21 protein-coding genes are annotated in these 18130 nt (G+C 63.0%); 6 read left to right on the top strand and 15 right to left on the bottom strand.

The window, feature by feature from the left end:
• Positions 1 to 87: 87 nt before the first annotated feature.
• Positions 88 to 1413 (bottom strand): S41 family peptidase, encoded by a 1326-nt coding sequence (locus L0D16_RS05195; protein WP_243030382.1) that lies wholly within the window; start codon positions 1411 to 1413, stop codon positions 88 to 90.
• Between the two features lie 77 nt (positions 1414 to 1490).
• On the opposite strand from L0D16_RS05195, the gene ftsE reads away from it, so the two are divergent.
• Positions 1491 to 2219: a cell division ATP-binding protein FtsE gene (ftsE, locus tag L0D16_RS05190; protein ID WP_243030381.1), complete on the top strand. Its 729-nt coding sequence runs from the start codon at positions 1491 to 1493 to the stop codon at positions 2217 to 2219.
• Positions 2216 to 2776: a ribosome hibernation-promoting factor, HPF/YfiA family gene (gene hpf, locus L0D16_RS05185; RefSeq protein ID WP_243030380.1), complete on the top strand. Its 561-nt coding sequence runs from the start codon at positions 2216 to 2218 to the stop codon at positions 2774 to 2776. Before ftsE ends, hpf begins: the two co-directional genes overlap by 4 nt.
• Before the next feature lie 9 nt (positions 2777 to 2785).
• Here hpf and L0D16_RS05180 read toward each other — a convergent pair whose 3' ends face one another.
• The 4 genes from L0D16_RS05180 to L0D16_RS05165 form a co-directional block, all read right to left on the bottom strand.
• Entirely contained in the window at positions 2786 to 4078 is a 1293-nt protein-coding gene (locus tag L0D16_RS05180; protein WP_243030379.1) for a murein hydrolase activator EnvC family protein, read from the bottom strand.
• A 1-nt stretch (position 4079) separates the two neighbouring features.
• On the bottom strand, positions 4080 to 4934 hold the full coding sequence (locus L0D16_RS05175) for a cell division protein FtsX (RefSeq protein WP_243030378.1): 855 nt from the start codon (positions 4932 to 4934) through the stop codon (positions 4080 to 4082).
• 72 nt (positions 4935 to 5006) lie between these two features.
• Positions 5007 to 6104 (bottom strand): zinc-dependent alcohol dehydrogenase, encoded by a 1098-nt coding sequence (locus L0D16_RS05170; protein WP_243030377.1) that lies wholly within the window; start codon positions 6102 to 6104, stop codon positions 5007 to 5009.
• Positions 6101 to 7162, bottom strand: coding sequence for a class II aldolase/adducin family protein (locus tag L0D16_RS05165; protein WP_243030376.1), 1062 nt, complete (start codon positions 7160 to 7162; stop codon positions 6101 to 6103). The genes L0D16_RS05170 and L0D16_RS05165 overlap by 4 nt, the downstream gene beginning before the upstream one ends.
• Before the next feature lie 44 nt (positions 7163 to 7206).
• Here L0D16_RS05165 and L0D16_RS05160 point away from each other — a divergent pair, with 44 nt between their 5' ends.
• Positions 7207 to 8181: a P1 family peptidase gene (locus L0D16_RS05160; RefSeq protein ID WP_243030375.1), complete on the top strand. Its 975-nt coding sequence runs from the start codon at positions 7207 to 7209 to the stop codon at positions 8179 to 8181.
• Here the strand turns inward: L0D16_RS05160 and L0D16_RS05155 are convergent, their stop codons facing one another.
• The 10 genes from L0D16_RS05155 to L0D16_RS05115 all read right to left on the bottom strand — a co-directional run bounded on the left by L0D16_RS05155 (position 8182) and on the right by L0D16_RS05115 (position 15037).
• Positions 8182 to 9201 (bottom strand): S1C family serine protease, encoded by a 1020-nt coding sequence (locus L0D16_RS05155; RefSeq protein ID WP_243030374.1) that lies wholly within the window; start codon positions 9199 to 9201, stop codon positions 8182 to 8184. It abuts the gene before it with no gap.
• Between the two features lie 55 nt (positions 9202 to 9256).
• Positions 9257 to 10354 (bottom strand): YwiC-like family protein, encoded by a 1098-nt coding sequence (locus L0D16_RS05150; protein ID WP_243030373.1) that lies wholly within the window; start codon positions 10352 to 10354, stop codon positions 9257 to 9259.
• A 31-nt stretch (positions 10355 to 10385) separates the two neighbouring features.
• Positions 10386 to 10763: a hypothetical protein gene (locus L0D16_RS05145; RefSeq protein ID WP_243030372.1), complete on the bottom strand. Its 378-nt coding sequence runs from the start codon at positions 10761 to 10763 to the stop codon at positions 10386 to 10388.
• A complete protein-coding gene (locus tag L0D16_RS05140; RefSeq protein WP_243030371.1) occupies positions 10760 to 11056 on the bottom strand; it encodes a cupin domain-containing protein in 297 nt (98 codons plus the stop codon). Before L0D16_RS05140 ends, L0D16_RS05145 begins: the two co-directional genes overlap by 4 nt.
• The gene (locus tag L0D16_RS05135; protein ID WP_243030370.1) at positions 11053 to 11250 is read right to left on the bottom strand and encodes a DUF542 domain-containing protein; all 198 of its coding nucleotides are present in this window, start codon (positions 11248 to 11250) and stop codon (positions 11053 to 11055) included. The genes L0D16_RS05140 and L0D16_RS05135 overlap by 4 nt, the downstream gene beginning before the upstream one ends.
• A gap of 46 nt (positions 11251 to 11296) precedes the next feature.
• Entirely contained in the window at positions 11297 to 11722 is a 426-nt protein-coding gene (locus L0D16_RS05130; protein WP_243030369.1) for an RrF2 family transcriptional regulator, read from the bottom strand.
• 54 nt (positions 11723 to 11776) lie between these two features.
• A complete protein-coding gene (locus L0D16_RS05125; RefSeq protein ID WP_243030368.1) occupies positions 11777 to 13459 on the bottom strand; it encodes a cbb3-type cytochrome c oxidase subunit I in 1683 nt (560 codons plus the stop codon).
• Positions 13460 to 13468: 9 nt separating this feature from the next.
• On the bottom strand, positions 13469 to 13999 hold the full coding sequence (locus L0D16_RS05120) for a cupredoxin domain-containing protein (protein WP_243030367.1): 531 nt from the start codon (positions 13997 to 13999) through the stop codon (positions 13469 to 13471).
• A 9-nt stretch (positions 14000 to 14008) separates the two neighbouring features.
• On the bottom strand, positions 14009 to 14134 hold the full coding sequence (locus tag L0D16_RS12395) for a hypothetical protein (RefSeq protein ID WP_279231204.1): 126 nt from the start codon (positions 14132 to 14134) through the stop codon (positions 14009 to 14011).
• Positions 14135 to 14629: 495 nt separating this feature from the next.
• Positions 14630 to 15037, bottom strand: coding sequence for a YbaN family protein (locus L0D16_RS05115; protein ID WP_243030366.1), 408 nt, complete (start codon positions 15035 to 15037; stop codon positions 14630 to 14632).
• 360 nt (positions 15038 to 15397) lie between these two features.
• Between L0D16_RS05115 and L0D16_RS05110 the strand changes: the two genes are divergently transcribed.
• Genes L0D16_RS05110 through L0D16_RS05100 form a run of 3 tightly spaced genes read left to right on the top strand, consistent with a single transcriptional unit; the run spans position 15398 to position 17793 of the window.
• Positions 15398 to 16063, top strand: a complete 666-nt coding sequence (locus L0D16_RS05110) for a c-type cytochrome (protein WP_243030365.1) — start codon at positions 15398 to 15400, stop codon at positions 16061 to 16063.
• A gap of 10 nt (positions 16064 to 16073) precedes the next feature.
• Positions 16074 to 17504, top strand: a complete 1431-nt coding sequence (locus L0D16_RS05105) for a cbb3-type cytochrome c oxidase subunit I (protein ID WP_243030364.1) — start codon at positions 16074 to 16076, stop codon at positions 17502 to 17504.
• Positions 17497 to 17793, top strand: coding sequence for a hypothetical protein (locus tag L0D16_RS05100; RefSeq protein WP_243030363.1), 297 nt, complete (start codon positions 17497 to 17499; stop codon positions 17791 to 17793). Before L0D16_RS05105 ends, L0D16_RS05100 begins: the two co-directional genes overlap by 8 nt.
• The last annotated feature ends 337 nt before the right edge of the window (positions 17794 to 18130 follow it).

The raw sequence follows: 18130 nt of genomic DNA, 5'->3' as shown, positions 1-18130 counted from the left end.
GTGGAGATGGTGGGGCTCCACCTTGGCCTGTCAGGGTGGGGTGGTCTAGGGGGGCCGGGGAAAACCCGGCCCCTTGGCCTTTCCCGGCTAGCGGGTGGCGTTCAGCTCCTCCAAGGCCCGCTTGAGGATGGCGTCCCCTTCCAGGTCCAAAACCGCCTGCCCCCGCTCCTCGGGCAAGGGCCGCTGGCGCTGGGGCTCGGCGTAGGTGAACTTGCCCTCGGCATCGGCCTTGACCTTCACCGTCTTCCCGTTTAGGGTCACGGTGACCTCAGCCCCGGGAGGCGCCCCGGCCCCTTGCAGGGAGAAGGGGGTGGGGAAACGCGTGTCCTTGACCTCTATGTCGGGCTTCAGCCCCTCCTTGTTAATGGCCCGGCGCTTAGGGGTGAGCCACTCAAAGGTGACCAGGGTGAGCTCACCGCCGTTGGCCAGGGTGTAGGGGGTCTGGCCCACGCCCTTGCCGAAGGTCTTTTCCCCGATAACCTTGGCCCGGCCGTAGTCCTGCAGGGCCCCGGCCACGATCTCGCTGGCGGAAGCCGAGTTCCCGTTCACCAGGACCACCATGGGCCCATCCCAAAGGGGTTTCCCCGAGGCCTCGCACCAGACCCGGGTGAGGTTCTTGGTGCGGGTGTAGACGATGGGGCCTTCCTTCAAGAAGGCGCTGGCCACCGCACACCCCTGGTCCAGGAGGCCGCCCCCGTTATCCCGGAGGTCAAAGATGAGCTTCCTGATGCCCTGGGCCTTGAGCCCGTCTATGGCCTTCTTAAGCTGGTCCTCTACCTTGAAGTTGCCGAAGGTCTCCAGGGCCACATAGCCCACGTCCCCGATCCTGCCCGTGGAAACCGAGATGATCTCCACCTTTTCCCGGATGAGCTCAAAAACCAGGGGGGCGGGGGTCCCTTCCCGGCGCACCTTGATGGTGACCTTGGTTCCCTCCCGGCCCCGGATCCGGGCCACCACCTCCAAAAGGGGAAGACCCGTGACGTCCTCTCCGTCCACCTCGAGGATCACATCCCCGGCCCGCATCCCCGCCCGCTGGGCAGGCAGGCCCTTCATCACCCCTTCAATCTTGGCCCCGGTGCCGTCGGGATTGGCGGGGGAGAGGGTGGCCCCTATGCCGAAGAACTCGCCCCTTAGATCCTCCTGGCGGACGCTGGCCCGCTGGGGGGGAGAGTAGCTGGTAAAGGGGTCCTTAAGGGCGGAGACCATGCCCCCGATGGCCCCTTCCAGGAGGGCGTTGAGCTTATCGCGGGGGAGGTTCTCCAGGTAGTCCTGTTGGATCCTTTGGTAGACCTCCAACAGGGCCTGGCCGTTGGGGTTTTGCAGGAGGTTTTCCGCCTGGGGCCTTGGAAGCTGAGCGTATACCAGGGCCAGGACCACCCCGAGCCCTGCAATGAACCACGCGCGTTTTTTCATCTCTTCCCTCACCTAAGCTCCACTATAACGCCCCACCATGAGAAACAACCGTGGCCTGTCTTCCGTATAGTAAGGGCATGATCGCCTTCCACCGGGTGGGCCTGGAATACCCCCGCACGGGGACCAAGGCGCTGTACAACGTGAGCCTTGAGGTCAGGAAGGGGGAGTTCGTGTACGTGGTGGGCCACTCGGGGGCGGGGAAGTCCACCTTGCTTTCCCTGATCCTGCGCCGACTCCTTCCTACTCAAGGAACGGTGTACTTTGGCGGACAGAACCTGAAGCTTCTCAAGGGGGACCAGGTGGCCCTTCACCGCCGCCGGATCGGCATGGTGTTCCAGGACCACCGCCTCCTTTCCGACATGACGGTGGAGGAGAACCTGGCCTTTGTGCTCCAGGTGCAAGGGATTCCCCCCAGGGAGTGGGGGGAGCGCATCGCCACGGCCCTGCGACGGGTGGGGCTTTCCCACAAGAAAAGGGCCTTTCCCGAGGAGCTTTCCGTGGGCGAGGCCCAGCGGGTGGCCATAGCCCGGGCCTTGCTCCTGGACCCCCCGGTGATCCTGGCGGACGAGCCCACGGGGAACCTGGACCTGGAAAACGCCCTGCAGGTACTGGATATCCTTAAGGCCGCCCACGGACGGGGGGCCACGGTGCTGGTGGCCACCCATAGCCGCGAACTCTTGGAGGCCTACCCGGCCCGGGTGGTGGTGTTGAAGGCGGGCCAGGTGGTGCGGGACGAACGTCCTGGGGAAGGTGGTAGCATAAGGGTAAGGGAAAGCCCTGACCGGGGCGGAAAGGAGGGTGTATGAACGTCTACAAACTCATCGGTCGCAACCTGGAGATCACCGACGCCATTCGGGACTACGTGGAAAGGAAGCTTTCCCGCCTGGACCGCTACCAGAATGGGGAGCTCATGGCCAAGGTGGTTCTTTCCTTGGCCGGCAGCAACCACGTGGCCCGCAAGGCCAAGGCCGAGGTGCAGGTGGACCTCCCCGGGGGGCTCGTTAGGGTGGAGGAGGAGGACCCTGACCTTTATGCGGCCATCGACCGCATGGTGGACCGGCTGGAAACCCAACTGAAGCGTTACAAGGAGCGGCGTTTCGTGGGCAAGCGGCACACCTACCAGGGGCCGCCACCTCCCGAGGTACGGGACCTCGAGGCCCTGCGCAAGCCCGAGGAGGAGGAAGGTCCCAGGATTGTCCGGGTCAAGCGCTTTGAGATGAAGCCCATGGACCCCGAGGAGGCCGCCTTCCAGATGGAGGCCTTGGGCCACGACTTCTTCGTGTTCCGTAACGCCAAGACCGACGAGATCAACGTCATCTACCGCCGCAAGGACGGCAACTACGGGCTTATTGAGCCCGCATAGCCAAGGTCTTCAGTAGTAGGCGGAGGGATCCACGAAGCGGGTCTCTCCGCCTAGGCGTACCGCCACCCTGAACTCCACTTCCTCCGGGCGGATGAGGAGGCCGCCTCCCGTGTAGCCCAGAAGCTGTCCGCGTTGCACCCTCTGGCCTTCCTGCACCAAGGGTTCTTGCAGGTTGGTGTAGACGGTGGAAAGGGTTTCCGTGTGCACCAGCATCACCGTGTAGCCCAGGTTGGGCAGGTAGAGGATCCCGGCCACGTACCCGTCGGCGGCAGCCTGTACCGGGCTTCCCGGGGCGGGGCCCTGGATCACCTGGAAAGGCCCTTCCTGCCCATAGGGCACCAGGATTCTACCTCCGGGCACGGGAAAGGCCAGCCGGCCCACGGTGGCGGGCAAGGGGGGAGGGGGTACCACCACGCTGGCCTGGCGGGGTGAGGGAGGGGTGGCCGCCTGGCGGCGCTCGGCCTCCAGCCTCCTCCTCTCCTCCTCCTGCCTTCGCCGCTCCTCCTCCTGGCGCTTAAGCTCCAAGAGGCGTTGCCGTTCCGCCAGCACCCTGGCCTGGAGGGCGGCCAGCTGGGCTTGCAGGCGTTGCCGTTCCGTCAGGGCCTCCCGGAGAAGGGCCCTTTTGCCCTGCGCCTCCTGCCTTAGGCTGGCGAGGGTGGTCTCCAGCTCCCCCTTTTGCCCCTCGAGGGCCCTTTGGGTCTGGCCCAGGGCCTTCTCCTTGGCGGTGAGGTCGGCGAGGAGGAGGCCTAAGCGCTCCCGCTCTTCCCTTAGGGCCTTCAAGGTGGCCTGAAGGGTACGGACCAGCTCCGCATCCCGCTCCGAGATGTACCCCACCCAGCGGGCCCGCACCGCCAGGTCGGTGAAGGACTGGGCCCGGAGGAGGGGGAGGTAGCGGCCAGCCCTTTCCCGGTGCAGGCTTCGCATCAGGGCCTGGAGCCGCTCCTTTAGGTTTTCCAGGTCTCTTTCCAGCTTGGCGATACGCCCTTCCGTCTGGCCGATTTCCTCCTTCAACTGGGTGATCTGCCGGCTTAAGACGGCTCGTTCCTTCTCCAAGCGGGCGATCTCCCCCTCGAGGCGGGCTTTCTCCTTGAGCAGGTTCTCCACCCGGGTGGATAGGCGGGCAAGCTCCTGGTTTAGGAGGCGGATTCGCTTTTGGCTTTGCTCCTCCAGGGCCTTGGCCTGGCTCAGCTGGTCTTCCAGGTTGCGCACGGTGCGCTCCTGGGCAGGCACGTTCTGGGCCAAGACCCCTAGCAGGAAGCCTTGGCTTAGAACCAAGGGGAGGAGGATCCAGCGGAAGCCCATCCTAGACTTCCCTCAGATAGGCCCGGGTGGCCATGAGGGCCCCACCGGCCCCCAGGACCACCGCCAGGGCCAGGACCATGAGCCCGGTCTGTGAGAGGTCCTTGACCCCCAGCACGGGCAGAAAGGGAAGGAGCCCCTGGAGGGCTTGGGCCAGGCCCCGGTACAGGAGGCTGCCGAAAGCCACCGCCAGGAGGCTGGCCCCAAGGGTGAGCAGGATCCCTTCCACCACGAAGGGAGCCTGGATAAACCGCCGGGTGGCCCCCACCAGGAGCATGATGCCCAGGGCTTCCTTCCGGCTCTCCAGGGATAGGCGTATGGAGCCCATGACGCTGAAGAAGGTGTTGAGGAGAAGAAGTCCCACCAGGACCCCCATGGCCAAGCGGCTTCCAGACAGCACCTGGACCAGCCTTTCCGTTAGCTCGCCTCCGTACTCCACCCCCTCTACCCCCAGAAGCTTCCTGAGCCTTTCCGCCACCCTGCGCACCGCCTCCGGGTCCTTAAGCCTCAGGCGCAGGGTGTCGGGCAAAGGGTTCTCCACCAGGTCCTTGGCTTCGGCCAGGTAGGGGTAGTCCAGAACCAGCTGGGCCAGGGCCTCCTCCTTGCTCTGAAGCCGCACCTCCCCCACTTCGGGCCAGCCCTGGATCTCGCTGAGGATGGCTTCCACATCGGCCCCTTTTTGCAGGAAGGCCGCCACTTCCAGTTCCCTCTCGAGGGTATACACTACCCGCTCCAAGTTCCATAGGACGAGGCCCAGAAAGTAAAGGAGGGCGAAGGAGACGAGGGCGGTAAAAAAGGTGGCGAGACTGGCCGTAGGATGACGGAGGATCTGCCGCAGGCCCTCGCGGAAGGCGTACATGGCTACCATCTTACGTGCCTTTACGGATGAGAAGCTTTAGCCATGGAGCGTGGCGGCCATCGGGAAAGGCTCCTATGAGGAGATGGCTGGCCGGAAGAGGGCCTTTCCCTTGGCGGTAAGGGCCTGGGGCCAGGCCTCGAGGGGGAAGATGCCCCCGAGGAGTTCCTCCAATCCCCTAAGCTCTGGGAGGAGGCCCACTGCCTGGCTAAACTCCTCATGGGTGTAGGTGTAGCTTCCCACCAGGCCCACCTCCTTGAACCAGAAGGGGGAGAGGTCGGCCCAGTCCAGGCCGGGGGCGCCCAAAAGGAGCACCCGGCCCCCTTCCTGGGCCAGGGTGAGGGCCTGGCGGAAACCAAGCCCGCTTCCCGAGGCCTCTATGACCGCCTCGTACCCGCCCCGGTATCCCTCAAAGAGGAGGTAGCGGTAGCGCCGGGCCCGTTCCCATAGGGCCTCCTTGGCGCTTCCGTAGATCCCATCCGCCCCGAAGGCCCAAGCCCGCTCCGCCTGGTGGGGGTACTTGGCCACCCCATACACCTTGCCGGAAAACCCCAGGGCCCGAAGGGCTTTGAGGGCCAAAAGCCCCAGGGTACCCATACCTAGGACCAGGATCTCCCTGGGCCAGGGCCTTAGCTTGTTAAGACCCCGCACCACCACCGCCAGGGGCTCGGCCAAAACGCCCCGCTCCTCGGGGACGCCCTCAGGGAGGGGATAAAGCCTCTCGGGCCGGGCCAGCACCCACTCCCCCCACCCCCCCGGCAGGTCCCGGTTGTAGCCCAGCATCCCGGGGGCCAAGGGTCCTTCGGCCACGTTCTGGCATAGCCCTTCCTCCCCCCGCTGGCATGCTGGGCAGGGGGGAAGCCCCCGGTCGGCGCAGGTGAGGAGGGGGTTCACCGCCACCAGGCTGCCCTCCACCTCCCCCAGGATCTCATGGCCCAGGACGGCGGGGAAGGAGAAGAAGGGGCTGATGGAAGGAGGGCTTTTCCCGTAGAGGAGGGAAAGGTCCGAGCCGCAGACCCCGCTTAGCCGCACCTTGACCTTGACGAAGCCTGGCCGCTCGGGAAGGGGCACCTGGGCCAGGGTTAGGGGCAGAAGGCCCTTGGGGAAGCGCTTACCTATGGCCCGGGCCGCAAAGAAGCGAGGAAGGGAAGGGGTGTAGAGGAGGGCCTTCATGACATGGGGACGGTGCGGATGAGCCTGCCCTCTATCCGCTCCATGATCTCCTCCAGGCTCCTTCCGGTGATGGTGAGGCCGTGGTTTTTCAGGCCCACCACCGCCCGGGTGGGGTCGGGGGCCTCCCGTACCTTTTCCGCCACCGCCTGGGCCAGCTCGTAGGTGCCGCAAGGGTAGTTGAAGGGGGTGGCGGGAACCCCCTCCATCCAGGCGTGCACGTGCAGGATGGCCCCTACCCCCGGGTGTTCCCGGTAGATCATCCAGTGCTCAATGGCGTCCACGCTCACCCGCCTGGGCTCCACGTGGGGGGGCACGGAGAGGAGGATGGCGTTTTCCTTGGGGTCGTAGTCCTTTACCATGAGGATGTCGCGGCCGATCTCCCTTAGGTTGGCCTTGTCCACGCCGCTTGCGGACATCCAGAAGCGGCGCTCGTCCTTGCGCACGGAGAGGTTGCCGTAGGAAAGCCCACCGATGCCGTAGAGGCGCTTCACGTGGCGGAGGTCCTCGGGAGGGAGGATCTCCTCAATGGGGAAGGGGGCAGGAAGGAGGTCCCACTCCTTGAGCCTCTTCCCCGCCCGGTACATGCTCTCCGTGAGCTCGTCCCCCTGCCAAAGCTCAGGCTCCAGGTCCGGGTGGAAGATGTTGTTGATGACCAGGCGGCTACAGGCGATGGGCCTTAGGCGTGCGGCCACCCGCTCAAAAAACCCTTCGCCATTGGGCTCGTCGTAGTGCCCGAGCTCCAGGGTGAGGAACTTGACCCCTTGGCTGGGCACGTAGGCTAGAAGCACGTTGGAGAGGGCGCGGACCAGGTAGGGGTAGAGGGCCTGCAGGGGGTTTTCGGGAAAGGCGGGAAGCTCCAGCACCGAGGCCACGAAGGTGGCCTGGGCCCTTCGCCGGTAGGGGCGGGGGTTTTCGGGAGAAATCGCGTTCAGCACCAGATTGGGGGCCTCGGCTTTGGGGTTATAGCGGAACCCCTGGGCTTCCAGGGCCTTCCCAAGACCCTCTAGAAAGGCTTGGATGCTAGGGGAAGGCTCGCCGTGGATCAGGTACTCCCACATACTCCCTCCTTGTGCTGGCCTTTAGCCTACCCGATACTGGCCTTATGGCGGAAGCCTTGTGGGGCAAAGCGGCCCTTTGGCCGGGGATCAGGGTGGGGCATTTCACCGACCTCGAGGCCCTCACCGGCTGCACCGTGGTCCTGGTGGAGGAGGGTTGGGTGGGGGCGGTGGACGTGCGGGGGGCAGCCCCCGGCACCCGGGAGACGGATCTTTTGCAGCCAGAAAACACCGTGGAAAGGGTGCATGCCCTCCTCCTCACCGGGGGAAGCGCCTTTGGCCTGAGGACGGCGGAGGGGGTCATGCGCTACCTGGCGGAAAGGAAAAGGGGCTTTCCCACCCCGGCAGGCGCGGTACCCATCGTGCCTGCTGCCGTGCTCTACGACCTGGGCCGGGGAGGGGTGCACCGCCCGCCGGGGGAGGAGGCGGGGTACCAGGCGGCCTGTGCCGCGGGGGAGGAGGTGGAGGAAGGGGGCGTGGGAGCGGGCACGGGGGCGGTGGCGGGCGGGGTAAAGGGCGGGGTGGGCCTGGCGGGGTACCTTCTGGAGGAAGGGTACCGGGTCCTGGCCCTGGTGGCGGTGAACAGCCTAGGCCGTTCTTTTGACCCCCTGACGGGAAGGCTTTATGGGGAAGACCTCCTGGCGGAAGGGGAGAGGGCTTTGGTTCCGGATCGCTCCCGCTACCGGGGAAGCCCAGAGGACTACCGCTACCCCTCCCTCCTGGGCCAGAACACCACCTTAGCGGTGGTGGCCACGGATGCCCCCCTTAGCAAGGCCCAGGCCAGGAGGCTTGCCATCATGGCCCAAGACGGGATCGCCCGGGCCATCCGCCCGGCCCATACGCCCGTGGATGGGGACCTGGTCTTCGCCCTGGCCCAGGGGGATGGGAAGGGTGTGGATCCTTACGCCCTTTTGCGCCTAGGAGCCTACGCCGCCGATGCCGTAACCCGGGCCATCCTCCGGGCGGTGCTCCTTGCGGAAAGCGCACAGGGTATTCCCGCCTACCGGGACCTCATGGGCTGACTACCGCCCGGGGAAGGGGGCGAGTTCCACCTCCACCTGGAAGACCTCCCCTCCCCGGCGCACGGTGAGGCGGATTAGGTCCCCCACCCTGTAGCGGCGCACCTCCCGCAGGAGGTCCTCAAAGCTATTCACCGGGGTGCGGTTCACCTCGAGGATCACGTCCGGCACCCCTCCCGCCTCCAGGCCCCTTAGCCCTGCCCGGTGGGCGGCCCCGCCGGGCACCACCTCTCCCGCCAGTACTCCCCCTGGGGGCAAGCCCAGCTCCCGGGCCAGCTCCGGCGTGAGGGTCCTGGGGCCCCTCAGGCCCAGGTAGGGCCAGTAGCTCCTTTTACCTTGTTCTAGATCCGCCAGGATGGCGCTCCGCTCCGCAAGGGGGGTGAAGAAACTCCTAAAACCCGCTTCCGTCTGGCCGATGGCCACCGCCACCCCCAGCACCTTCCCCTGGCCGTCCAGTACGGGCCCCCCGGAGTCCCCAGGGGAAAGGGGCAGGCTGGTTTCCACCAGGCCCTGGGGCAAGAAGGGGGAAGGGTCTACGGAAACCCGGGTGATGCGCCCATAGCGGGGGGCGATGAACTGGCCCCGGCCGTTGCCGATGTGCAGGACGGCCTCTCCCACCTGGGGGCGCCTTTGGGTTTCCAGGGGAAGGAGGGCGGGGGCTTGGGCCTCCGTGGCCAGGACCGCCAGGTCCAGGGGTTCGGCGAAACCCAAAAGGGTGGCCCTGGCCCGCTGACGGTTGGCGAGCACCAGGGTGTAGGGCCCTCCCTCCGCCACCACATGGTAGGCGGTGAGCACCAGGCCTTCCCGGTAGAAGAAGCCCGTGCCCCTGCTTCCCTCGGGGCCATCTATGCGCAAGGCGGCGGGGTGGGCCTTGGCATAAACATCCTGCAGGCGCTCAGGAGGTGACTGGGCCAGCTCCCAAGCCACCTTCTCTGGTTTCTTCCCGAGTGGTCCCAGTTGGCCCCAGAGGGCGTAAAGGGCCACGACCAGGATAGGGAGGACAATCCCCCAAGCTTTTCTCATGCTCTTATTTTCCCGGGTTTCGGGCGTAAGAGGGTGGTGTCCCCCACCATGGGCCTCAATGCCAAAGAAGCAGAAGCCCCAGGAGGAGGAAGCCTATCCCAGGCCAGGGGTAGGGTTTCTTCAGGAGGAGGTGGAGGAGCACCACGCCCGTGAGGGCCAGGAGGGGATGGGGGAGGGGTTTCCAGACGAAGGCTAGGTAGAGGAGGCCCAAGAGGGCATTCACGTCATAAAAGCCCACCAAGATGCGGATGGGCCTACCCACCTCTTTTCGCCATAGAAGATAGAGACCTGCCAGGAAAGCTAACCCCACTAAGGCCCAGCCCAGAAACCGGTGCAGGGCCGGTACCCCCAGGAGAGCGGTGGGGAGGCCCTGGAGGGTATAACCGAGGGCGGTGGCCAAGACCAGCAAAAGCCCAAAGCCCATCTGGGTCCAGCCTATGATCCTGGCCTCCACCGGCGGCCTGAGGAGGGCCAGGCTGCCATAGAGGGCCAGAAGCAGAAGGACCAGGGATGCGGCAAGGGGGAGAAGCCCCTGGCCTTGGAGGAACAAAGCGAGGCCAGCGCTGGACCAAAGGGCGATATAGGCGGGGTAGCGTTTTGGGCGCATTCCTCGGGCCCTCAGCACCTGGGTGCGGGCGTAGTAGAGGGCGGCCACGTCCCTGAGGGCCAGGACAAGAAAGCTCCCCAAGGCCATCTCCGGCCCCAAGCCCCCCGCCAGTACCCCTGCTGGGGCTAAGGAGGCCATGGCGAGAGCGGCAGCTATTTCGGGGAACAGGTCACGGGAGCGGTTTTGCGTATCCGCCCAGAGCATGAAAGCCCCTAGGGGCAAGGCCAAAAGGAGGGGAAGGAGGAAGGGCCCCTGGGCGGTGAAGGCGGTGAGGAGAAAACCTAAGAGGGCCAAGGTTAGGTAAACCCCGCTCACCCTGAGGGCCAAGTGGGTGCGGGGGTAGCGCTTGCCCTTTCTAAGGTCCTGGTAGATCAGCTTCAAGGGATGCCGGGCTAGGAAGCCGAAGAGCCCTAAGAGGGCAAGGCCCAGGGTGGGGGGGCCTGGGGAGAGGAGGAGGCCCAAGAGGATGGGTTCCAGGGTAAACCCCCAGCCCCCGTGCTCCGTGGGCAGGGCTACCGATTTAAGAGGGATGCTGGCCGTGCGCATAAGCTTTCCCCAGGTGGGCCGGATAGGCCCCTTAGTTCCAGAGTACCTCCAGCATCAAGAGGGTAAACAGAGCGCCAGCCAAGGCCGAGAGGGTGGCGAACAGGCTCCAGATACGGGTTTCTAGCCCCAGACCCCAGGCTAAGGTCATTCCCAAAAGCCCTAGATTGGCCAGAAGCACCTGGAAAAGGGCCAGCCCTGGCCTGCGGAAGACCACCCCTCGGAACCGGGGCAGGGCGTGGTAGGCCACCCCATAGATCATAAGGCTTACGAACCCTAGTAGCTGCATGTGGGCGTGGGCGGGCCGCCAGGAATAGGGAAGGAGGCCTAAACCGAGAAATAGGCCCACCAGGTTGGCGGCCAGGAACCAGAGGAGCGCCGTGGTGAGGGCCACCCGGCTTGCTGGGATCATGGTCTAGGGGTGATGATGCCAAGGACCAATAAGGTTCCTTCCCCGGCCTTGGCGCCGTGGGCTTCCCTAGGCTCTACGGCTAAGAGGGTACCAGGGGTGGCAGGGATAGCCTGTTCCCCAGCCCATAGGGTGCCCTCACCCTCGAGGCAAAGCAGGTGCACCCTTGGCTCCCCTTTGCCCCGGACCTCCTGCCCTTTTTGCAGGCTGAAGAGGACCAGGCGTACTTCCGGGTGGTCGGCCAGCAGCTCCACTCCACGGACCTCGCTGTAGCGGGCCTTTTGGATAAGGTTCATCCTTGCCCCTCCAGAACGGCTAGGAGTTCCTTCAGCACCTCTTCCGGCTCTTTCCCCGCCTGGCGAGCGGCCTCTTCCAGGGAATCGGCCCCACCGCAACAGGTGTCTATGCCCATCCCGTTAAGCAGCTTCACCGCTTCCGGATGGCGTTGGAGGATCTCGTTTACCGTGGTCTTCAAGGTGAGTTCCACCATACCCCCTAAGCTTGGCACCCAGGGGATAGGGACGCCATGACCTGGGTCAAGCGGTCTTGGTGGCCCCGGGCAAGAGATCCTTCAAGGTGAAGCCCGCCAAGGTTTTGCGGATCTCCTGGTCCATGCGCACCAGGTTTGGCTTAAGGTAGCAGAATCCTCGCCTCTCTTCCGTGGGGCAACGCTTTAAGGTGGCGCAAAGGTCTATGACCACAGGGCCGGAGAGGCTTTCCATCACCCTGAGCAGAGTGATCTCCTCCGGGGGGACCTTCAGCCACACTCCCCCGGCCCGGCCCATGCGGCTTTCCACCAGGCCTGCTTTGGCCAGCTTGGAAAGGACTTTAGCCATGAAGGCAGGGGGGGCTTTGAGCTTGGCAGCGATCTCTGCTGCGCTGAGCCCGGGCTCCTCTGATAGGAGCAAAAGCGCATGAAGGGCGTAGGATTCCTCGCGTCTCAGGAGGCTTCGCACCGGCATGCTTACATAGTAAGCCCCCTGGAGGATTAACCCCCAGGGGCGGGTAAAGGAGCCCTACCTTCCACCGATGAACCATGACTGGGAGAGGAACCAGTGGTTATAGAGATAGTAGATTAGGAAGAAGGCCAGGAAGAGGAAGGCCAGGAGTTGGACACCCTTGGGGGTAGCCTGCCCTTCTTCCGCCTTCACCTGGTAGGTTTTTTGGATTTCTTCGTCGGTCAAAGGTTGACCCCATAGCAGGGTGGCTACTGTTAGGAGGATAAAGAGAAGGCCGCCCAAAAGGGCCAGGGTTCCCCCGATTCCCATGATGCCAAGAAGGGGGGCCATCTCTGGAGGGTACTGGAAGGCAAAGGGGCTTCCCCCGAATTGGAAGGTGTCCCCGAAGCGCCGGGGGAGTCCGTAGACCACCCCTAGGCGAATCATGGCCAGGGAAAGGAGGCCTATGCCCAGTCCAAAGAACCAGGGTTGCCAGGCGGCAAGCCGAGGCCAGATGAGCTTTCGGCGGAAGATAAGGGGCAGGAGGTAGTAGGTGAGGCCCATGAAGGCCAAACTGGTGCCAGCCACTACCGTGCCCTTAAAGTGGCCCACCACCGCCAGGGTGTTGTGCCACTTAAGGTTTTGGTCGTAGGAACCCATGGTGACCCCGCTCATGCCCCCCAAGAAGCCGAAAAGAATGACGGAAAGCACCAGGGCGGAGAACCCAGGGTTGCCCCAAGGGGCCTTGGTCAGCCAGCCGAAAAGCCCGTTGTTAAAACCCTTGAGCCTAAGACCCCGCTCGATGGCTGCGGGCACCGAGAATGCGTGGATCAAGCTTCCCAGAACAGCCACGTGGATCAGGTAGCCGGTATTCACCCAGGTCCAGGCGCTGGAAAGAGCCCCCGTGGGCTCGGTGAGGAGGTGATGGGCGGAGCCCAGGTTGATACCCAGGAGATAGAGGAGGAAGGCGATGCGGGAGAGCCGTTCGCTGGGAGTAGTACCCCCCACGGTGAAGAGGGCCAAAAGGTACCAGGCGGTGACCATGGCGGCCAGGTTTACCTGCTGGGCCCCGTGGCCAAACCCCCAGTAGGTGTGCCGGAACCAGAGGGGATCCACCTTGATTAGGCCTAGAGACCACAGGAAGGTGGGGATAAAGGCGATGGCTCCGGAGAGAAGCGTGGTGGTGGCTAAGATGGCGGCGGTGAGGGCTCCGAAAGCGCCCAGAGGCATGGTGGTCCCATAGGTTTTCTCCCGCCAGGCGCGATGCAGAGTGGCGAAGAAGACGAAGACCGCCAGGATGGCCCCCACGGCGAAGAGGATCACCGCCAGGTAGAAGAGAGGTGGGGCTTGGAGGGGAACGTAAGGGGTGAAGGGGAGAAAGTTAATGGGGCCCATTAGGCCAAGGTAGTTGATGAAGGCTGCCCCCAGAAGCATAAGCCAGAACCCTCCCCAGGCCAGGCGAGGGAAGCGGAGGGGGATTTTGAGGAGGGCAGAGGCAGCGAAGTGGAGGAGGGCCACTTCGAAAAAAAGGATCCAGAAGATGAGCATGTTCCAACCGTGGAGGAAGGTGGACTGATAGTACAGTTGGGGAGAAACCGCGTCAGGTCCCAGAACCCGGTTCATGGTGCTGGGGATGACCCAGAGAGAGCCCAGGAGTAGGAAGACCACCGCAGCCACGGCGTTCACCTTTACCAAGGTTTCTGCAGCGCTAAAGAGCCTCAGCCCTGTGGCAGGGCAGGTGCGTTCCAAGGGAAGCGCCATAGGTTCCTCCTACTCTTCCACCAGAATCCGTCCCACCATCACGTGGTGCCCTAAACCGCAGTAGTCGTTGCAGATAAGCGCGTACTCTCCCGTTTTGGTGGGTGTGAACGCGTAGACCCACTCGTAACCGGGGTAGAGCTGGATGCTCCACTCGTGGGGGTACAGGCTGAAACCGTGGGGATAATCCACCGAGGCTACCCTGAGACGGTAGGTTTCCCCCTTCTTCAGCTTTAGGACGGGATACCAGCTGAAGGCCTGGGCCATAAGGTAAACGTCCCCCGGGGGTGGGGCCACCACAGGGATGCCGTGAAGCTCCCCCACCTGGTAGCGTTCTGCGAAAGCCTGCACCTCCTGCCGGAAGGATGCCGGGTCTACCTGGTAAGCCTCCCCATGGGTGGTCTGGAGGCCAGCCAGATGCCAAAGTCCCATGAAGGCAGAGAGAAAGACGATGGCGAAGAGGGTGGCCAGGACCAGCCAGATCCGCTCCTCCGGAGCGATGGCCTCTTTTAACCAGTTTTTGGGAGGGGTGTGCAGGGCCATGGCTACCTCCTAACGGCTGGAAACCCGGCTGATATCCAACCAGCCCCAAATGAGGTAAAGTCCCACGAAGAGCACCACGTGAAGGGCGAGGAGGAGCCAGGGATTATCCAGGAGCCAGTGACCTTTCTCCGTCATACGCCACCTCCTAACTAAGATCTACGTGTCTTAGTTTTGATCCTGCTTCCGGCAATGTCAAGTACAAATGTCCTTTCCCATTGCCGGTACCCTGAGGACATGCCTTCCTGGATCCCCCCGCTTTTGGCTCTCTTGCCAGCGCATCTTCAAGGCCTGGGAGCGGAGCTAGGTTTAAAGGGCTTCTGCGGGGACCTCCTTGTTAGTCTGGGACGAAGGGCTTACGGGGGAGAGGCGGAGTCCTTCTTTTACCAGGGGGTGCTTCTCGGGGGGCTGATTCTCCAAGGAGGTATGGGCTATGCCCTCCTTTTTCTACTCACTGTGGCCCCGGAAGCACTAGGAGGGCGCTTAGGAAGGTGGCTGTGCTGGGTTTCTGCCTTTCTGGCCCTGGGCCTTTTCCTCTTTTATGGGGCAACTCGCTTTGTGGGTCTTCCCCTCCTCACGCCTTACGGCTGGGCCTGGGGGGGAAGGGAAGATGGAGATGCCTTGGGGGATTTCTTAGCCCTTTGGGAGGCCCTGGTCTTTTGGGCCTTCCTGGTTACCCACCGGCGATAAGGTGGGTACCCGTTTCCAGATGAAATAGATGCCGTAGGCGATAAGGAGAACCACGACCACCCGGCCTGCGATGGGGGGTAGACCGTAGAGGCTTATGCCCGCTGCCCCCAAGGCTAAAACCGTGGCCAGGATCTTGGTGCTCTTGGGGATACCCCGGCCTTCCCGGTAGTTTTGCACCAAGGGGCCTACCTGGGGCAGGGAGAGAAGCCAGGCCTCGAGCCTTGGGTGGCTTCGGGAGAAAAGGTAGGCCGCTATCAGAAAAAAGGGGGTAGAGGGGAGGATGGGGAGGAGGGCCCCCAGGAAGCCCAGCCCGGTGAAGAGTAAACCCAAGCCCAAAAAGGCCAGCTTCATGGCGTTAAGTTTACTCTTACCTAGGCTGGGATTGCCTTGACTGAGGTCACGAAAAGGTAAGGTTTTCATCAAGTTCTGCTTAGGAACATGGGTCGCGAGCACGTCCTTGGCCTGCTGGAAGGAGAACACAATTCGGCCTTGCTTGAAGGGTACCATCCCCGTTGACCACGCCTGAAGGGTATCATCCCAGGTTGCCAGCCCTTAAGCCACGGGGGGTTCATTCCCAACGGGTTGGAGCTCGGGCATAACCACCGGTCTATCCCTCAGGAGTCCTCTGGGACTTTTGCCCTTGACCTAGATCATGGAAATCCCGAGGGCTGTATCGGAGTTTATGAGCTGGAGGTGAAAGGAGGTTGAGGTATGGAGATTGGCTGGATAGAAACCACCATCGGGGCCCTGTTTGCCACCGTGGTCCTCACCCTTTGGCTTTCCCGGGGGTCCGGGTGGCTCGAGCCCCGCTTTTGGCGGAATGCGGCCGTGGTGAGCTCCTTGATCATGACCGGGATCCTAGTCTATCTGACCATTGACTCGCTGAACCAGATCCGCGAGGGCTCGGCTAGGGTGCCGGCCTATACCGTCATCAACAAGACCATTTGGCTTAAGCGCGACTATGAGAAAAGGCGGGATATCCCGGTCATCGGGGAAGAGGTGGGGTTTTTCGGCAAAACCTGGAGCGAGGCTGAGGCCTTCGCCCTGGTTAACAAGGGCAAGATGACCCTGCAGAGCCGCAACTGCATGGACTGCCACACCCTCCTGGGCAACGGGGCCTATTTTGCCCCGGACCTCACGCGGGCTTGGTTGGACCCCAAATGGGAGACCATGGTCAAGGGAATGACCGGGAAGGCCACCAAGGAAGAGGCTATAGCGGAATGGCTCCAACATCCGGACCGCTACCCCACCTTTGCTCGCCGGATGCCCAACTTGGGCTTGAGCGAGGAGGAGGCCAAGGCCTTGGTGGCCTTCTTAAAGTGGATGTCGGCCATAGACACCAACGGCTTCCCGGACCGCTTCGCCGGGGTGCAGTAGGAGGTGTTCCATGACCCAAGCATTACCGCAAGGAAAGCTTTACGAGTCCCAGAAGCTGGCCCTCTGGTACTTCTGGGTGGCCTTGGCCCTTTTCGGGGCCCAGGTCCTCTTCGGTTTGCTGGCAGCTTGGCAGTACCTGGATCCCAATTTTCTCTACGGCAAGCTGAACTTCATGACCAACCGGATGCTCCACATCAACGCTATGATCGTTTGGCTCCTCCTTGGCTTCATGGGCGGAGTGTACTGGTTTCTGCCCATGGAGCTGGGTCGGGAAGTGGTGGGCATCCGGCTTGCCCGCTTGGCCTTCTTCACCCTGATCGCCGCTGTGGGTATCGTGGTAGTGGTCTACCTTTTGGTCCAGTACGGTCCAGGCAACGCCCCTACCCTTTGGTTCATTACCGAGGGACGGGAGTACATAGAGGCCCCCCGCTGGGCGGATTTTGGCATTGTGGCGGTGATGGCCGTCTTCCTCTACAACGTGGTGGCCACAGCGCTTAAGGCCCAGCGCATCACCGGAGTGGTGGCGGTCCTCATGTTTGACCTGGTGGCCCTGGCCGGGCTCTATATGGCGGGCATGCACTACACCCCCAACATTTCCATGGACCAGTACTTCTGGTGGTGGGTGGTGCACCTTTGGGTGGAGGCCACCTGGGAGGTGCTGGTGGGCTCCATTATGGCCATGGCCCTGATGCACCTTCTAGGAACTCCTAGGCGGATTGTGGAAACCTGGCTTTACCTCGAGGTGGCTTTGGTCTTCGGCACCGGAATCTTAGGACTGGGGCACCACTACTTCTGGATTGGCACCCCGGAGTACTGGTTGGGCCTGGGTGGCTTCTTCAGCGCCTTGGAGCCGATACCCTTAGTGGCCATGGTGGTGCATGCGGTCTACGACGCTGGGGTCCACCGCATGCAGACCGTGAACCAGCCTGCCCTCTTCTGGGCTATTGCCCAGGCTTTTGGTAACTTCATCGGCGCAGGGGTGTGGGGGTTTATGCAGACCTTGCCCCAGATCAATCTCTACTCCCATGGCACCCAGTTAGCCCCAGCCCATGGGCACCTAGCCTTCTTCGGAGCCTACGTCACCGCCATCCTGACGGTGATCTATATGGCCCTCCACCAGGTGAGGCGGCCTGACCTACCCCGCTTTGACTCCAAGCTTTGGAAGTGGGCTTTTGTGCTGATGGTTATCAGCATCTTCGGCATGTCGGCGGCCATGACCATCGCGGGCTTTACCCAGACCATGGTGGAGCGGGCCATCGGCGGAAGCACCTGGCAGGCCTACATAGAGGCCCAGCAGCACCCCTGGTTCCAGAACGGCATGGTTTGGCGGTTCGTCTTTGGGGTTTTCTTCCTGGTGAGCTACCTGGTCCTCCTCTGGGACCTAGTCACCATCGGGAAAGGGGAGGTCAGGGTGACCAAGGAGGTAGGTGCCCATGACTAGCGAGGCGGTGCGGGACCTGATGCTTTACGGCATGCTCATGGTTTCCGCCGCGGGGTTCTACGCTATGTTTTACGCCCTGGGGCGGATGCTGGAGAGGTCCTCCATCGTCGCTTTTTCCTACGCCTTCGCCGTTTTGCAGGCCCTGGGGGCCTTGGGCATGATTTTGCCTCCCTACCTGGATCCTTTCTGGAAGTACTTGATCGCCTTTAGCTCCATGGTGTACCTCTTCATCCCCCAGGGAATGTGGTGGGTGGTGACCACCTTCCACGAAAAAGAGCACGCCCATTAGCCCCTTCTGCCTTTTACCGGACCCCTTATGGGGTCCGGTTCCAACTTTCTTCCACAGACTTTATTTAAATAGGGACTTCTGTCTTGGGACATCTGTACTACTCGGATAGACGTATCGTAGTTCGGGGAGGTGACAGGTATGGGTAGGTGGTTGGGTTTCTTGGGCGTTCTGGTTTTGGGGGCCTTGGCTCTGGCCCAGGCTCCTGCACCCCTTAACCCGGGGGAGAGGGAGCAGGCGGCAAAGATTTACAGAAAAAGGGGAGTGCGGGGGGCCATAATGCCCCCCCTTCAGTCCGGGGATACATGGACCCCCCACAGTGGGCTACACTAGGAGCAAA

The organism is Thermus altitudinis, assembly GCF_022760835.1.
GTDB classification, from domain to species: domain Bacteria; phylum Deinococcota; class Deinococci; order Deinococcales; family Thermaceae; genus Thermus; species Thermus altitudinis.
The sequence above is the reverse complement of the archived record's forward strand: the minus strand, read 5'-3'. Positions and strand labels throughout refer to the sequence as shown.